Source organism: Nonomuraea sp. NPDC049504, assembly GCF_040676845.1.
Taxonomy (GTDB): domain Bacteria; phylum Actinomycetota; class Actinomycetes; order Streptosporangiales; family Streptosporangiaceae; genus Nonomuraea; species Nonomuraea salmonea.
Genome location: NZ_JBFAPT010000021.1, coordinates 131399 through 146541, shown reverse-complemented (window position 1 = coordinate 146541; position 15143 = coordinate 131399). Strand labels below are relative to the sequence as shown.

The window sequence follows — 15143 nt, the reverse complement described above, 5'->3', positions numbered from 1 at the left end:
TCTGTTTACAAGTCGCGGGCAGGGGGTTTGCCCGAGTTCGACCAAGTACGTCCGGCCTGCTCACGACCTTCATAGGTCCCTCCTGAACCACACCGGATTTCGGCCCGCTGCTACAGCCGTTGCTACAGCGGTACCGCCTCCCACCAGCGCCGTTGCACGTCCGAGAGCGCCCCCGGACTTGAGCAACGTGCAGCCCGCAGGCTCGATTCCTGCCTCAGATCCTCGTCGGTCCTGAGGGGCTCAACGCCCACGTACGGACCGAACCCGTCCATGAAGACGGCGGTCTTGGGCCGGTGTGTCACCACCGGCCCAAGACCTGAATCCACTCCCCTGCCCTACACAGGAGAAGGACCTTGCAGAACCCTATGCGTGCTGACGCGCGCCCTTCTACGCCTCGCACCACCCCGGCCGACGAGCGGCCGGCCCGCCCGCGGCGCCGCCGTGTAGGCCGCCTTGTTGCGGCCCTCTTCTTGCGTCGACGCAAGGCTGTTGTGCCGGTCGTCGAGCTGGCTCCAGAGAGCGGCACGACGCGGCTGGGCGACCGGGTGATTCTCGGCATCGCCGTAGCCGTACTCCTGAGTGTCGCCGCCGCCGCGGCGTACGTCAGCTACCACCACTTCTACGCGCTCGCGATCGACCTCGGCGAGCGGCACGACATGGCCGTGCTCTACCCGGCCATGAGCGACGGCGTGATCGTGATGGCCTCGCTCGTCATGGTCTACTGCTCGCGCCGGAAGCTGCCCGTGCCGGTCCTGGCCTGGGTGGCGCTGGCTGGCGGCGGCGTGGTCACGCTGATCGCCAACGTGGCCAACGGATGGGACGGCGGCACGGGATCGCGCCTGCTCAGTGCCCTTGCGCCGGTCGCGTTCGTGGGCGCGTACGAGCTGCTGATGTGGCTCGTACGCACCAGCCGGAAGGCCGCCAGCTCGGTTACGGTCGCACCGGTCGATGACCACGTGTGCCAGTCCGCCGAGCCCGTCAGCGTGCCTGTGCCGGTGCTGCCGGTGGACCGGTTCGAGGCGGCACGGCTCACGTACGAGGAGAGCCTCCAGCCCGGCAGCAAGCGGGTCGGCCGGCGAGCGCTGGCGAACCGGTGGGGCATCGAGATCCGTGAGGCGGAAGAGATCATCGCGGAGGTGGATCGGGAGCGGTCGGCGTCCGCGACTCCGGCCGTGCCGGAGAGGGTCAACCTCGAGACCGCCGTTCCGGCAATGGACGGCTCGCTCGCCACCGGCACGGAGGCGGCGGCGTGACGGCTGAGAAGCCGGTCGACGGTGTGGTGGTCGCCTTCCGGGGGGCCACTCCGCCCACTCCAGCGGAACAGCATGAGGCGGCCGAGGACGGCCAGGTGCTGGAGGGCGAAGTCGTCCTGGTCGACCAGCCGCACACGCCCGAGCCGGTGGACTACCTCGCCGAGTTGGCCGCGCGCCGCCAGGAGCGCGCACCGCTTGTGCCGCTGTGGCTGCGGTCGCGGGCCGACGCCTTGCAGGTGCTCCAGTGGCAGGCCGAGCACACCGGCTACGTGTTCGCCTACCACGCTCTACGCGTCCCGAAGTACGCCGCCAAGCTCGCCGCCCGGTCCCCGGCCGGAGCGTGGAAGCTGCTTGTCGGCCTGGTGCGGTGGTGGTTCGACCTGGAGGGCCGCCCGGTGCGTCGAGCTGCCGTCACCAGGGAGGAGGCGGCGGAGTACCTGGCGCTGTCGCGGCAGCGGGATGCCCGGGTGCGCATCCGGTCGTGGACGATCCTGGTGGCCGCGATCACGCTGGTCCTCGCCTCCATCCTGGTCTCCGTGGCCGTGCCGAGCTGGGCGCAGTGGGCCGCCCTCGGCGTGCTCGTCGCTCTCACGGGCTTCGTGGGCACGCCCGCTGACCGGCCGCTGCTCGACCGCGCGGTCATCCCAGCGCGCGTACAGAAGCTCACGAGCGACGTCGTGGTGCGGGCGCTCGGCTCGCTCGGTATCTCCGAGCTGAACAAGGCCGCGGCGAAGAAGGACGGCATCGCGTTCGTGGCCCCGATCCAGCGAGACGGGCCGGGCTGGCGCGCAGAGGTCGACCTGCCGTACGGCGTCACCGTGGCGGACGTGATGGAGCGGCGCGACAAGCTCGGCTCCGGCCTACGGCGTGCCCTGGGCTGCGTCTGGCCCGAGCCGGTGTCGGAGGAACACCCGGGCCGTTTGGTGCTCTGGGTGGGCGACGTCGAGATGCGGAAGGCGAGGCAACCTGCCTGGCCGCTGGCCAAGTCCGGGCGAGCGAACCTGTTCGAGCCGGTCCCGTACGGCAACGACCAGCGTGGCCGGCCGATCTCGATCCTGCTCATGTTCGCCAACGTGCTCATCGGGTCGATGCCTCGCTACGGCAAAACGTTCGCGCTGCGGGTGCTGCTGCTGGCCTGCGCGCTGGACCCGCTGGCCGAGCTGCGGCTGTTCGAGCTGAAGGGCACCGGGGACCTGTCGGCGCTGGAGAAGGTGGCCCACCACTACGCCAAGGGCGCCACCGACTCCGCCAAGGCCGCCTGCGTCGCCTCGCTGGCCGAGGTGCACGCCGAGCTGGACCGCCGCGCCGAGGTCATCGACGGCCTGCCCCGTCACCAGGCGCCCGAGTTCAAGGTCACGCCCGAGCTGGCGGCGCGGCGCGACCTCGGCCTGCACCCCATCGTCGTGGCCATCGACGAGTGTCAGGAGTTGTTCGCCGACGACGAGTACGGCGAGGAGGCCGCCAAGTACGCCACTGCGATCATCAAGCGCGGCCCCGCCCTGGGCATCATCCTCATCCTGGCCACCCAGCGCCCGGACAAGGACAGCCTGCCCAAGGCCATCTCGGCGAACGCGGGCATCCGCATCTGCCTGCGGGTGATGGGCTGGCAGGAGAACGACATGATCCTCGGCACCGGCACGCACCAGGCCGGGATCAAGGCCACCATGTTCACGCTGCACGACAAAGGCATCTCCTGGGCGGTCGGCATCGCCGAGGACCCAATGATCGTCCGCTCGGCCTACCTCGACGGGCCGACCTCCGAGAGGATCGCCGAACGCGCCCACCAGCTCCGCAAGCAGGAGGGCAGGTTGTCCGGTCAGGCGGCCGGCCAGGCCGCGCCCACGGTCCCTTCTTACGACCTGCTCGCCGACATCCTCGCCGTCACCAACGCCAGGGAGGAGAAGCTGTGGAACAGCGTGGTCGTGAACCGTCTGACCGAGCTGCGGCCAGACGCTTACGGCCAATGGGCTGACCTGGAAGACGACGCCAAGACGGCAACCTTGACGGCTCGGCTGAAGGAGTACGGCGTCAGGACCGAGGACACCTGGGGGCGTACGTCGAGCGGCAAGGGAGCAAATCGCAAGGGCTTCATCCGCGCCCACGTCACCGACGCCTGGTCGAAGAGGAGGGCAGGGAAGGGCTCGAACTAGCGGGTCGTCGGTACTGATGTTGTCCCGGGACGTCGTTCCCGGGACAGCCCAAAGTGAGCCGCTAGAGCGCTAGCTCCCAGGTCAGAACGGGTCCGGTCCGCTAGCGGCCCCGCTAGACCTCGCGGGGCCGCCCGCTAGAACATACGCCTTCAGCGTCTCCAGTTCCACCCGCACGGCACTGGGCCCGGCAAGCATCAGGGCGTGTACGGCGCTCACCTGACGAGCCGATGCCCAGACGCCTGACACGGGGGTATGGAACGGCAGGACCCTGATCGAGTGGATCTGGAACGCGGCCGGCTCCAGGTATCGCATGCCCCCGGTCCCGCACAGGTAGGTCGTGGCGCCGGTCAGCCAAGCGAGATCGGCAAGCCGCTGCGACCGTCCGCCACGCGCGAAAAGATCGCTGCTGTGCAAGACGCGGCCCGGCCACCCAAGCTCCTCCAGCAGCAGGCGGGTCGACAACTCAGTGATGTCCGCCAGCCGGTCGGTGCTCTCGAAGCGCGCGAGCAGGGGTTCGAGCCGCCGCTTGAACGTCCGCCAGTGGACGCTGCGCCGGTAGTGGTCGGCGAGGAGCTGTCCGACGCGACGTCGGCAACGGGCAGGATCAGCCAGGCGGGCTCCTCGGATTGAGGTCGATCGTCCGTGCGGCAGGTGGGTGGCGACGGACAGCCATTGCGTCTGGCGGGAGTCGTCGAGCGAGGCCAGGCGCGTGCGGTGCTGGTAGTCACGCCGAGCGAACTGCACGTCATCCAGCACGATCCAGTAGTCGGCGGTGAACAGCTTGGCCAAGGTCGACAGCCGGGGAAAGAGGTTGGGCTGGTGGATCGCGCACACCTCGCCATACGGCAGCTCAGGACGATATGAGTCTGCTGTCGAATCCGGCGCGGAGAAGAGCCTGGTAGGCATCGCTGACCTCTCCTGGTACGGGCTGCTCGATGGCGTAGCCGAGCTTGGGGTACTCGATCACGCGCTGGAGGTCGCCGACGAGCATGTCGACGACCAACTTCGGATCACCGATCGAGCTGACGTAGTCGTCCAGCTCCAGCGGCTCGGAGGCGCACACCACCTCGACCTCCGGCCACACCTTGCGCGCGGTGGCGTAAGCCCGGCGCTCCATGTACGGCTTGGAGATCAGCAGCACGGAAGCGGGCCGCACTCCGGAGTCCGCCAGGACTTGCCGCGACAGGCTGATGTTCTGCCCGGTATTGGTCGCGTTCGACTCCAGCAGGATCGCCTCGCTCGGCACGCCGAGTTCCATGGCGTGCTCACGATAGTGAACGGCCTCGCCACGGGGGAAGCGCGTTGCGGTCGTGGGGCTGGTGGCGCCGGAGAAGACGAGCAGGGGGAACCACCCGGCGCGGTACAGCTCGACGGCCGCACGCACGACGCCCAGATCGTGGCTGCCCAGGCCGATGGCCACATCGCAGTGGCGCAGGTCGTGGTGCATCTGGTGGTAGTCCCAGATGGTGCGGGCGTGCTGCCACTGCTCATCGGTGATGACCTGCTGCTTGACGCTCACTCGGCTGCTCCCTGATCGCCGTGGGAGGGGAAGACGGACGTTCCCCTGATGGGTCCGCTGGATGCCCTCGATGCTGCGCAGTTGGTGCGCGAGCCCGTGCTGCGCTGCCTGCCGCGCGGCATGGTCGAGGATCACCAGCCCATCATCCACGGTGTCCCGGTCGGAAAGCAGGATGTGGCCGTAAGCCGTCTCCAGCCGGACCCGCTGCATAGGCGCATCGGTGACGGCAGTGGAGCGGGCGAGGTCGATGAGGCGCAGGGCCTCCGGAAGATCGCCCGCGCCACGGTGGGCAAGGGCGAGTTTCTGATGCGCGACGGACCAGTCCTCGGGTTCGCCGATGCCCTCGAATTCTCGGATGGCGGTCGTCATCAGGCGGGCCGCGTAGTCGTTCTTGCCGTTCTTGCTCAGTGCGGTCCCGACCCACAATCGGGCGCGTGCCCGGTCGCGAGCGGAGAGCCTGTCATCGACGGCCAGCGCCTCGTACTCCTGGGCGGCTTCGTTCAACTGTCCCGACATCTCGGTGACGACCGCAAGCGAGAGGTCGAGCTGGGCGACGCGGCGGGGGATGTCGAGCTGGGTGTAGATGGAGCGGGCGTTGAGGTAGGAGCGGCGGGCGGACAGCGGGCCGGCCACCGCGCCCTGGTCGCGCTGGAGGTCGCCGAGCAACGTCGTGGACCGTGCGAACAGGTACAAGCCCTTGTCGTCCAGGGCGTGCGGATCGTAGAGGGTGAGCCATCGGTTCAGCAGGTCAGCGGCGTAGCTGAAGCTCTGGCGGCTGAGCGCGACCACGGCCCGGTCGAGATCGTCCGTCCACGTCTCGTAGTCCCAAGCCCGTGGTCCTACTCGGGTGACCCGTAGGCCCTGCTCCGTGTCCTGACCGAGTTCCAGGAGAAGGGTCTCGAACCGCAGATGGGCTGCCGAGTCCGCGCGAGCGAGCGCGGTATCCAGGATCGCCTGGGTATCAGGCCGCGGCCTGGTGGAGGCGCCGTAGTGGTCCCACTTCGCCACGGTGCGAGGGGCCACGCCAAGGTGCTGGGCGAACACGCGCACGCTCATCCGCAGCGCGAGCCGCAGAGCATGGGCTTCAAGGCCGGTCCACTCGTGCACGGTCGTCACGACGCTGCTCCCTTCCACGGCCATGGAAGCACGGAGAGGCACCGGGGACCTACGGAAGTGCAACGGAAGTGCGACAGCGGTTCGTATCCAGCCAGGTCAGCGCCGGTCATGCTTGAAGAGCAGGCCATCACCCCCGGTCAGGGTAAGGACGGCTACCTTGTGGACACTCACCGAACAACACGATGTGGACGGTCCGATCGTCTACGGCTACCTGCGGCTGCACCGCTCAACACCGGAACGGCTAGCCGCCCTCATGGTGACGCTCTCCCAATACTGCGATCAGCACGAGTTGCAGCTCTGTGGCGTCTTCACCGATCGTGGCGCGAGGTCAGTGGACAGCCCGGCCTTCGCCGGCCTGCTGGACGTGCTTCTGCTGTCGGGTGCTTACGGAGTCGTGCTGCCGACCGCGACTCATCTGGGCGGCAAGCAGATCGCCGGTCGGCGCCGACAGCAGGTGGCTGCAACTGGTGCGCGTCTGCTGTTAGTGCGTCCAGCTCAACCAGCACATCGAGCATCTTTGACGACCGACACACCTAGCCTGCCGAACTGCTGAGCGTGGCGTGGCGGCCGTTGGTCACGGCGCAGCGCATCTACGTGCGCCGCAACCGCCACGCCCCGTGCGGACGGCCCGGTGTCGTCTTCCCCGCCGTACCGCACGCCTGGCGCAGGCCGGGCACCCCGCTGCCCAGCCCGGCCTGCGCCTCCAACTCGCTGTACCACCCCTGTGGAGAACCCAATGGTCTTACTCGATGAGAACGCCGCCACCGCTGACGTGGTGGGCAAGAACTACGCCGAGAGCCTGCAACAGCGTTTGCCCGACTGGTGGGTGATGTACTCCCTCCGCGATCGTGGCCTCGTCGCGTTCTATGCAGGCCACTGTGCACCCGGCGGCATCTGGGTCACGGCGGAGTATCCGGATGAACTACTGCGCCGCATGTCCGATGCTGTCCAAGCGCAATGGCGGTCGTCACGTGCCGCCTACGACTTGTTCAGCCGCCCACCCATTCCCCAGGAGGCTGGCTGACTCCACTGAGCGGACGCCATCAAATTCCAAGCGCCGCGGGGCGGAGATGCGACCCCGTTTGACTCCCCGGAACTCTGACCAGGCGCAGCAGCTTCCCACAACCCCAGGTAAAGCCGCCGCGCCACCCGGAAGTGATCCACATGCAATTCCAGTGGAAACCGTACGTGTCCAGACCTGACGTGCTGGTGTGGGTGCAGGAGTCCTCGTGCTGCGGCGAGTACACGCTGCTGCATGAGGGCCGCGAAGGCGTCGTGACGCGATGGAGCAGAAGCGGACGCCGAATGGAGACCGGCCGAGGCCCCCACCTGCGAGCCCTCATTGTGTGGAAGCACCTCGTGGGCTGCCATCTGCACTACCGGCACGAGAAGCGGAAGCACCAGGTGACGTCGTGACCGTGCTCCAGTGGATCGGCCTCGTGTGGGCGCCGCTCACCCTGTGGGGCATCGCCCCCGCCCTGCGAACGAGAGCCCGAATCGCCGAGATCGGCTACCTGCGGACGTGCCGAGTTTGCCGAGCGCGCCGTGATGCCTACTGGCGGACGGAACGTGCGTGGCGCTACTGGTACGGCCCTGCGGGGCCACCCCTGATGATCCTCGCCGCGGCGACCGTCTGGTGGACTGCGCCGTTCCTGCCTGCCCTGCGCCGCCTCGCAGGCTTATCCGACCTCCCGCAGTGCGCGGGCCCATCCTGCGCCGCGCACAAGCTCTATGTCCCCGCCCAAGTGAGAAGGAGGTGAGGGCGTACCCCCACCGCACCACAGGTCCGAACCACATCCCGATGGGAGAACCAAGCACATGAGCATCACGGCGACGGAACAGCCGCCCCCCGCCGACATCATCGCCGGTGACCTGATCCACGATGACCTATTCGACCAGCTCGCCGCCCGCGTAGCTCGCGAGTACAACCAGCCCACCGAGTACGCCGGCCGCATCATCGAGCAGACGCTCCTGTTCCTGTACGCCTGCGCCCGCCACCCGGGCGCCGGCCTCACCCCGCCGCCCGAGGTGGATCTCGGGTGGCACGCCTTCATCCTCGACACGCACAACTACGCCGAGTGGTGCCAGCGCGTCGCGGGCCGGTTCCTCCACCACAATCCGGAGGAGCCCGGCGGCGACAAGGCGGCGTTCATGGCGCGGCTGGGCGACAGCATCGAGGCCATGCGCGATCTCGGTCTGAACGTGGACCCGGCACTGTGGCTGACCGAAGGAGAATGCAGCCAGTGCTACCAGGGCTGCGCCGACGACCCGAGCCCGGAAGGGATCACCGCATGAGCGCCCGCACAACCCGCCCCGCATGGGAGGACCTGCCCGACGCCGTCATCAACGCCGTCGAAGCGCGATTCGGTCAGGTGCTCAAGGCCGAGACGATGACGGGCGGCATCATGCCGGGCGTGGTCGCTCGCCTCGACATCGAGGGCGGCGAGCACGAGCGAGTGTTCCTCAAGGCGATCGAGAGGGACCACGACGCCGCCAAGCTGCACCTCCGCGAGCGGTGGGCGGGCGAGAACCTGCCCGAGGAGGTGCCCACCCCGCGCCTGCTGTGGTCCGGGACGCTTCACGGGTGGCACACGGCGGTGTGGGAGTACGTCAACGACCACGCCCGCCACGCTGACCTGTCGCCCGGCTCGGGCGACCTGCCGGCGGTGCTCGACACCATGGCGCTGCTCGGCACCATGCTGACGCCGTGCCCGAACGGGGCGATGCCCGTCTCGGACAACGTCAAGGCTCTGGTCGCCAAGGGCCGGGCGATGCTCGACAAGGCGAACCTGCCCAACCGGGAGCTGTACGAGGCGGCGTTTGAGTGCCTCGATCCGGCGCACCTGCGCGGGAACACGCTCCTGCACTACGACCTGTCCGCGAGCAACCTCCTCGTCGCCGGCAAGCGCGTCAAGGTCGTGGACTGGTCGTTCGCGGCCCGCGGCGCGGTCTGGCTCGACGCAGCACTCTTTGCGCCCCGCCTCGTCGAGGCTGGCCACGCACCGGGCAAGGTCGATGAGCTGTTGTCCACGCTCCCACCGTGGAAAGATGCGCCCCGCGTAGCCGTGGCCGGGGTCGCCGCAGCGTGGACTCTGTTCCGTGAATACAAGGCCCGCTTCGGCCCAGAGGAGATTCGCGACGCTCGCGCCCGAGCGGCTGAGGCCGGCCGTGCCTGGCTGGCCCATCAACAGGCAAGGGACTGAGTATCTCAGGGATGGCTCTGCTGCGGCCAGCGCAGGGCCATCCCTGATTTAGCACTGCGGCAAGGTAGGCAGGCAACTGCGCTCAACTTGACGGGATGTTGGGCTACTCTATGCCAGTGCTGTACCCGCCCAGCAATACATCAGCCACTGTCGTTGCGCCCGGCCCCGCAGACTTCCAGTTGCACACGATGGGTTGGAGAGCCTTCCAGGACTTAGTCGGCGTTATCTTGCGCGAAGTTATGGGACAGTCAGTCCAAGTCTTCGCGGACAGCAACGACGCTGGGCGAGACGGAGCCTTCTATGGTTCCTGGTCGTCTAGTGCTTCCTATACGGACGAACTAACAGAAGGCCCGTTCGTCGTCCAATGCAAGCATACGGCGCAAGCGGATACTACACTGTCCTTGTCAGATATCAAGGATGAGCTCGATAAGGTTTCTTCCCTAGTGCAAGGAGGGCTTTGCTCATCCTACTTGCTGGTTACGAATGCGCGAGTGACCGGGAGATCCGACGCACGGATACGAGAAGAACTTAAGAAGCGAGGCGTGAAAACCGCCCTGGTCTTCAACGGCTCTTGGGTGAATCAGACGATCGCGCAACACCGATCATTGCGGATGTTCGTTCCTCGCGTTTACGGCCTCGGCGATCTGTCGCACATTCTCGATGAGCGTGCCTATGCACAAGCGGAAGCCCTATTGGGGTACCTCAAAGAGGATCTCGCAACTTTTGTCATAACTGAAGCGTATCAGCGCGCCGCGCAGGCTGTCCGCGATAACGGCTTCGTGCTCCTGCTGGGCGAACCAGCTGCCGGAAAATCGCTGATAGCCGCAACGCTGGCTATGGCCGCGCTTGATTCTTGGGGATGCGTCACAGTGAAGGCCGATACTCCAGAGGAAGTGATAAAGCACTGGAACCCCCATGAACCAAATCAGTTCATATGGGTCGACGATGCTTTTGGAGCACTCCGCCACGAACGCGAACTGACAGACGAGTGGGCACGTCGACTTCCTAAGCTAATGGCAGCAATACGCCGAGGCGCCAAAATAGTTCTGACTTCACGAGATTACATCTACCGCGATGCGCGAGATTTTCTGAAGGAGTATGCCTATCCACTCCTACGCGAACAACAGGTTGTAGTTGATGTCGCCGAGCTTACCGCAGATGAGCGGCGACAGATTCTCTACAATCACATTCGCCTAGGCAATCAACCTGTCGAAGCAAGGCGTGCTCTTAAAGTGCATCTTGACGCCGCCGCCGACGTGCAACCATTTCGCCCCGAGGTAGCACGCCGCTTGGGTCATCAAGAATTCACGACCGGGCTCTCATGGACACACTCAGAAGTTGTCAACTTCATGAAGCATCCGATGAGCTTCCTGAAAGATATTTACAGCGGCCTGGATTTCTCACACAAGGCAGCACTAACACTCGTCCAATCTTCTGGCATGCTGCAATACCCACTCGACCTTACCGATCATACTATGCAGTCTGTGCTAGACAGTTATGGCGTCAGTGAAAGCACAGTCACTAACGCCCTCAAGTCGCTAGATGGCACCTTTCTGCGACTGTCCGCCACTCCAGGACAGCAAGAGGGGCGGGGATGGTCTTTCCGCCATCCGACACTTAGTGAGGGGTTTGCCGCATATATCGATGAAGATGTCCACCGAATTTCCATTCTTCTATCCGGCCTTAGCGATCAGGCGCTGTTGAACCAAGTCGACTGCGGCAGTGGCGACCATAAGGGAACCCTCGTCGTTATCCCGCCAGCGCTCTATCACCACGTGGCAGAACGCCTTGCTGGATCAAGGCCGTCCCGGTCAGGCGACTTTCAAGAGTACTTGCGCTGGAACCAGTTTTTCGTCCGAAGATGTTCGCTCGACTTTCTACGGACATATACAGACGTCGACCCCGGTTTTATCGAATCCCTTCTGCGATTCACTGCTTATCTGAATGCAGTCGACCAGCCCAAGATTTTAGCGCGGCTACACCAAGCAGGACTACTGAATTCTGATCATCTACAGCGCATACTGAACCGGCTACGCGAACTAGCGATTGAAACCCCTGACGCAGCATGGCTCGATCTAGAAGAGTGGAAAGTGCTGACAAGCGTCGAAGATCGCTCATGGCTGATGCAGGAGGTACGACGAGAGCTTGTGCCGAGGCTAGATGATTGCCTAGAGGATTGGCAATCCAACGAGCCCGACGACGAGAATCCGATCTACTATTACCAGCGTCTCGAAAGCGCGCTTCGCCGCTACCGTAGGGAATTGCTGAATGACACAGAAGCAGTTGCTCTTATCGATGAGGCGCTAGAAAATTCATCCAGAGCATGCGAAGAGGCCGCAGAGCACTACGTTGACCCAGATGACGACACCGCAGAGTCGGAGAAGCCATCAACCTATGGACGTGATGGCGCTCATCGTTCGCCACGCACACAAGTGGAAGGCCGCAGCATTTTCGATGATCTGGATACATAAAATTTGATTCTGCTGGAGATGGGTCGATAATCAGGACGCCAGCATCGGCACCCTGTCCTGATACACACAGCGACCTTGGTCCGTATCTCCGAACCGTCGCTTATGGCCACTACCGACCTGAATGGCCGAGCCATATTCAGATGTGAGCCTAGCGAAGACAGCCGTCCAGATGCCTGCATGGAAAGCAGCAGCGAAGCGGCTGGTACCGCCGAGCATCACATGGAGGATGGCCAGCGGTTCACCCACAGGCACTCCACCCGCCTTGCGCCCGTCCTATTCGAGACGTGCGCCGTCACGGAAGTCTCGTGGCGCATCCAACGCAGCCTCTCGTACGGCGAGCCGGCCGCCGCATATCCGGACAGCAGGACCGTGGCCGGGTGATCGATCAGGGTCTCGATCAGGTGCTCGTGGAATGCCACCGCCCCGTTGTCCGTGGCGTAGTTGCCCTTGCTTGCCCGAGCGTCATTGAGGTACGGCGGATCTAGGTACAGCACCGCTTCGGGGTCGCGCCACCGCTTAATCAGATCCAGTGCGTCCATGTTCTCGACCTCAACTCCGCGAAGCCGTTCGGCGACGGCCGCCAGGCGCTCATCAACCCGCCGCACGAACGTCGCGGCCTTGCCCCTGCGGCGCGGCCCGGAGGTCGAGAACCCCACGCGCGTGGTGCTCGCGTTGTATGCCAGGGCGCACCTGGTGAAGAACCGGCGCGCCCGTTCGATCTCGTCCGCGTGGCCGTGCTCGCTGTCCCGGCAGAATAGGTACTCGTCGCGGGCGTACGGTGTGAGCTGAAGCCGCGCGACCAACTCGTCATGCCGGTCGCGCAGCACTCGCCAGAAGTTCACCACGTCGCCGTTGAGGTCGTTGATGACCTCGGTTCGCGACGGAGGCTTGGCCAGCAGGACCGCACCAGATCCCACGAACGGCTCAACGTACGTGATGTGGTCGGGCACGAACGAGAGAATCCACGGCGCAAGCCTGGACTTGGCCCCATAGTACGGGAATGGGGCCTGGTGCTTGATCGGCATCGTTGGTTACTTGCTCCGCTCGATCGTGCCGAGCCCGACCTTGGCCAGGAGCGACTGAACAGCCGGCAGCGCCATCACGCGCGCCAGACCGCCAGCGACAGCCAGCGCGCCCGCGACCCACGGCAGCGTGGCCGGGATGCCGGCTACCTCCACCACGTTGGGCAGCACGATGGCGATGGCCACGAGCGTCTGCAGAACGGTGCGCAGGCTGCGCTTGGTTTCGACGGACATGAGCCCTCCCAGGGCATCAGAAGAACAAGAGCGTCAGCCGCTCGGCGGCCACCAGGCGTTGAAGCCGGGCACCGCACGAGCGGCCTGCTCGTCGGGGAAGAGATAGACGTGCGGCCTCCAGACGGTCTCAGGACCGTCGTGGAAGACGTGAAGGTTCACCAGCCACACCAGGTGCGCGCCGAGCTGCATGCTGGACCACACGCGCGTGACCACCGCGCTCACGGTCTCCGCGCCGTTGTGCACGCCGAGCAGCCCGCGCACCTGGACGAAGGAGCCAACGACAGGCCGCGACATGGCGGGCCCGCGTCAGGACGACGGTGCGGTGCACGCCAGAGTGGCGGCCGACGCCTGCCAGGTACAGCTGTAGGTTCCGGTCGGCAGCGTGAGCTTGAACGCCTTGTCGATGCCGCGCGGCGGCGTCTTGATGGACGGGTGGTCGACCGTGGGCATGGACACCTTGGCCTCGCCCTTGCGGCACTTGCCGTACTGGCTCTTGACCAGGTTCTTCGCCTCCAGTGTGCGCGTGTAGCCGCCGTTCTTCGTGTTCGCGCACAGGCCCACAACCTTCGGCGCGGCGGCCGACGTGGCGGCGTACGCGCCGACGCCCGCCGAGCCGGCGAGCAGCAGCGCCGCGGCGGCGACCGCGAGAGCCTTCCTCATGCCTTCTCCTTCGTTCCCGGCTCCCACACCCACGTGAGGAGCCACGTCTCCGCGTTGACGCGCCCATTCACCGGCACGCCGACCTTGGCCTGCACCTGCTCGCACGCCCGTCGACAGGCCGGGCCGTACCAGCCATCGACGACCAGGCCGGACACGAACCGCTTGCGGACCTGGGCCTGCCATGTGCTCACGTCCTCGCCGGTCATCAGCGGCAGCGTCAGGCGCAGCACGCGGCCGGGGAAGTCGGGCACGCCCGCGTTGCCCGGCAACGGCTTCGGCTTCGGCGGCTGGTCGACGCCAGTCATCAGCCGCGCCACGTCCGTCCGGAAGCCCGCCATGTTGATCGAGTGCGGGTCGGGCTTGCCGCGCTGGACCTCCTTGTGCCCCTTCACACTGTTCGGGGCCAGGCCGTACACCCTGCACAGCGCGGCGCACAGCCGCTTGTAGGCGTCGAGCTGGACCTTCGGCCACGGGGCCCGGCCGTCGTTCTCTGCCTCGATCCCGATGGCGTTCGAGTTCGAGTGATTCACGCTGGTCGACGGCGCGTTGTGCCAGCACCGCCCGGCCGCCACCACGAACACCCGGCCGTCCTTCCGCAGCCAGATATGCGAGAGCGGCCCGTCCAGGCCGGGCCGCCCGTCCCTCACGACGTGGAGGTCATCCCAGCCGGCGGTGTGGTGCACCACAATGCCCTTCACCCCAGGCTGCTCGCCGTGCCCCCGCGTCTTCCAGCCCGCCACCTCCATCACGTCGAGCCCGGCGCCGCGCGCCACATCGGCGAGCTGCGTCAACCACGGCATGTCACCCTCCTGTCATCTGCTGAATGATCGAGCCGAGCAGCCCGCCGCCCGTCGCAGCGGCGCCGGCGGCGATCCACACGACGCGCTCCAGTCGCCGGATGCGGGTTTCGTGGTCGTCGCCCCGGCTCATGGCGGCATCGAGCTTGACCTCGATCCGCGTGAGGCGTTCCAGGACCTCGGTGTCCGTGGACACGTCGCCCTCCTTGGTCATGGGTCAGGCCGTGGTCTCGTAGAACCCGCTGGCGGTGATCGACCGGCCAGCCGTCGACGCGCCCCACGTGTACGGGACGGTCCGGCTGATCGCGGCATCGGCCGGGGTGGTGAACCACATCTCGATCCCAACGTTCTGCGACACGCTGAGCGGCCACTGAAACCCGTTGGGGCTCGTGCATCGTGCAGAGCCCGCCTGGTCACCGACGATGGGCAGTCCAGGCGGGAAGCCGAAGAACCAGATCCCGGCGTCCGTGGGAACAGGAGTCGTCGATCCCCAGGCGAATCGGAACGCCCAGAAGATCAGCCTGCCGACCTTCTTGTACTTGCCAGTCAGGGTGCCATTCCCGATGGTGGCGGCCACAGCGCCCGCCTTCCACGTCGGGGTGTAGGGCGTCCAAGGGCCCTCCAGGTTCATCGCCCGGTCGTAGACCTCGATGTCCCAGAACGCCTTGTCGATGAGCTGCCCCTCGGCGGGGCTCACCGGGTCGGCCACGATCGCCTC

17 protein-coding genes and 1 pseudogene are annotated in these 15143 nt (G+C 66.1%); 9 read left to right on the top strand and 9 right to left on the bottom strand.

The window, feature by feature from the left end; all coding sequences use genetic code 11:
* Nucleotides 1–470: 470 nt before the first annotated feature.
* Nucleotides 471–1253 carry a DUF2637 domain-containing protein gene (locus AB0K28_RS34370; RefSeq protein ID WP_364378117.1) on the top strand — a complete coding sequence of 261 codons (783 nt, stop codon included), beginning with the start codon at nucleotides 471–473 and terminating at the stop codon, nucleotides 1251–1253.
* Nucleotides 1250–3403, top strand: a complete 2154-nt coding sequence (locus AB0K28_RS34365; protein WP_364378115.1) for an FtsK/SpoIIIE domain-containing protein — start codon at nucleotides 1250–1252, stop codon at nucleotides 3401–3403. Before AB0K28_RS34370 ends, AB0K28_RS34365 begins: the two co-directional genes overlap by 4 nt.
* An 81-nt stretch (nucleotides 3404–3484) precedes the next feature.
* Here the strand turns inward: AB0K28_RS34365 and AB0K28_RS34360 are convergent, their stop codons facing one another.
* A complete protein-coding gene (locus AB0K28_RS34360) occupies nucleotides 3485–4309 on the bottom strand; it encodes a WbqC family protein (RefSeq protein ID WP_364378113.1) in 825 nt (274 codons plus the stop codon).
* Nucleotides 4254–6038: an ElyC/SanA/YdcF family protein gene (locus AB0K28_RS34355; RefSeq protein ID WP_364378111.1), complete on the bottom strand. Its 1785-nt coding sequence runs from the start codon at nucleotides 6036–6038 to the stop codon at nucleotides 4254–4256. The genes AB0K28_RS34360 and AB0K28_RS34355 overlap by 56 nt, the downstream gene beginning before the upstream one ends.
* 157 nt (nucleotides 6039–6195) lie before the next feature.
* Here AB0K28_RS34355 and AB0K28_RS34350 point away from each other — a divergent pair, with 157 nt between their 5' ends.
* The 7 genes and pseudogenes from AB0K28_RS34350 (at nucleotide 6196) to AB0K28_RS34320 (ending at nucleotide 11712) form a co-directional block, all read left to right on the top strand.
* Nucleotides 6196–6591 (top strand): hypothetical protein, encoded by a 396-nt coding sequence (locus tag AB0K28_RS34350; RefSeq protein WP_364378109.1) that lies wholly within the window; start codon nucleotides 6196–6198, stop codon nucleotides 6589–6591.
* A 183-nt stretch (nucleotides 6592–6774) separates the two neighbouring features.
* Complete coding sequence (locus AB0K28_RS34345) at nucleotides 6775–7062, top strand: hypothetical protein (RefSeq protein ID WP_364378107.1); 288 nt, start codon at nucleotides 6775–6777, stop codon at nucleotides 7060–7062.
* Nucleotides 7063–7226: 164 nt separating this feature from the next.
* Nucleotides 7227–7454 (top strand): hypothetical protein, encoded by a 228-nt coding sequence (locus tag AB0K28_RS34340; RefSeq protein ID WP_364378105.1) that lies wholly within the window; start codon nucleotides 7227–7229, stop codon nucleotides 7452–7454.
* 402 nt (nucleotides 7455–7856) lie between these two features.
* A complete protein-coding gene (locus AB0K28_RS34335) occupies nucleotides 7857–8333 on the top strand; it encodes a hypothetical protein (protein WP_364378103.1) in 477 nt (158 codons plus the stop codon).
* Nucleotides 8330–9241: a hypothetical protein gene (locus tag AB0K28_RS34330; RefSeq protein WP_364378101.1), complete on the top strand. Its 912-nt coding sequence runs from the start codon at nucleotides 8330–8332 to the stop codon at nucleotides 9239–9241. Before AB0K28_RS34335 ends, AB0K28_RS34330 begins: the two co-directional genes overlap by 4 nt.
* A 95-nt stretch (nucleotides 9242–9336) precedes the next feature.
* Nucleotides 9337–9744 (top strand): annotated as a pseudogene (locus AB0K28_RS34325) (restriction endonuclease); the annotation flags it as partial.
* Nucleotides 9745–9783: 39 nt separating this feature from the next.
* A complete protein-coding gene (locus tag AB0K28_RS34320; protein WP_364378253.1) occupies nucleotides 9784–11712 on the top strand; it encodes a hypothetical protein in 1929 nt (642 codons plus the stop codon).
* A 215-nt stretch (nucleotides 11713–11927) separates the two neighbouring features.
* Here AB0K28_RS34320 and AB0K28_RS34315 read toward each other — a convergent pair whose 3' ends face one another.
* From AB0K28_RS34315 to AB0K28_RS34285, 7 genes are read right to left on the bottom strand one after another with little or no spacing between them, the layout of a single operon-like run.
* A complete protein-coding gene (locus AB0K28_RS34315; protein ID WP_364378099.1) occupies nucleotides 11928–12737 on the bottom strand; it encodes a DNA adenine methylase in 810 nt (269 codons plus the stop codon).
* A 6-nt stretch (nucleotides 12738–12743) separates the two neighbouring features.
* Entirely contained in the window at nucleotides 12744–12968 is a 225-nt protein-coding gene (locus AB0K28_RS34310; RefSeq protein WP_364378097.1) for a hypothetical protein, read from the bottom strand.
* Between the two features lie 33 nt (nucleotides 12969–13001).
* Entirely contained in the window at nucleotides 13002–13262 is a 261-nt protein-coding gene (locus AB0K28_RS34305; protein WP_364378095.1) for a hypothetical protein, read from the bottom strand.
* A gap of 12 nt (nucleotides 13263–13274) precedes the next feature.
* A complete protein-coding gene (locus AB0K28_RS34300; protein WP_364378093.1) occupies nucleotides 13275–13628 on the bottom strand; it encodes a hypothetical protein in 354 nt (117 codons plus the stop codon).
* Nucleotides 13625–14428, bottom strand: coding sequence for an N-acetylmuramoyl-L-alanine amidase (locus tag AB0K28_RS34295; RefSeq protein ID WP_364378091.1), 804 nt, complete (start codon nucleotides 14426–14428; stop codon nucleotides 13625–13627). The genes AB0K28_RS34300 and AB0K28_RS34295 overlap by 4 nt, the downstream gene beginning before the upstream one ends.
* A gap of 1 nt (nucleotide 14429) precedes the next feature.
* Nucleotides 14430–14621, bottom strand: a complete 192-nt coding sequence (locus AB0K28_RS34290; RefSeq protein WP_364378089.1) for a hypothetical protein — start codon at nucleotides 14619–14621, stop codon at nucleotides 14430–14432.
* A gap of 21 nt (nucleotides 14622–14642) precedes the next feature.
* Nucleotides 14643–15134: a hypothetical protein gene (locus tag AB0K28_RS34285; RefSeq protein WP_364378087.1), complete on the bottom strand. Its 492-nt coding sequence runs from the start codon at nucleotides 15132–15134 to the stop codon at nucleotides 14643–14645.
* Nucleotides 15135–15143: the final 9 nt, after the last annotated feature.

Bases quoted from the DNA above. Each gene is read 5' to 3' on its own strand.
- AB0K28_RS34360 (WP_364378113.1), bottom strand. From the start codon at position 4,309: ATGCCTACCAGGCTCTTCTCCGCGCCGGATTCGACAGCAGACTCATAT.
- AB0K28_RS34310 (WP_364378097.1), bottom strand. From the start codon at position 12,968: ATGTCCGTCGAAACCAAGCGCAGCCTGCGCACCGTTCTGCAGACGCTC.
- AB0K28_RS34335 (WP_364378103.1), top strand. From the start codon at position 7,857: ATGAGCATCACGGCGACGGAACAGCCGCCCCCCGCCGACATCATCGCC.
- AB0K28_RS34315 (WP_364378099.1), bottom strand. From the start codon at position 12,737: ATGCCGATCAAGCACCAGGCCCCATTCCCGTACTATGGGGCCAAGTCC.
- AB0K28_RS34295 (WP_364378091.1), bottom strand. From the start codon at position 14,428: ATGCCGTGGTTGACGCAGCTCGCCGATGTGGCGCGCGGCGCCGGGCTC.
- AB0K28_RS34330 (WP_364378101.1), top strand. From the start codon at position 8,330: ATGAGCGCCCGCACAACCCGCCCCGCATGGGAGGACCTGCCCGACGCC.
- AB0K28_RS34300 (WP_364378093.1), bottom strand. From the start codon at position 13,628: ATGAGGAAGGCTCTCGCGGTCGCCGCCGCGGCGCTGCTGCTCGCCGGC.
- AB0K28_RS34345 (WP_364378107.1), top strand. From the start codon at position 6,775: ATGGTCTTACTCGATGAGAACGCCGCCACCGCTGACGTGGTGGGCAAG.
- AB0K28_RS34305 (WP_364378095.1), bottom strand. From the start codon at position 13,262: ATGTCGCGGCCTGTCGTTGGCTCCTTCGTCCAGGTGCGCGGGCTGCTC.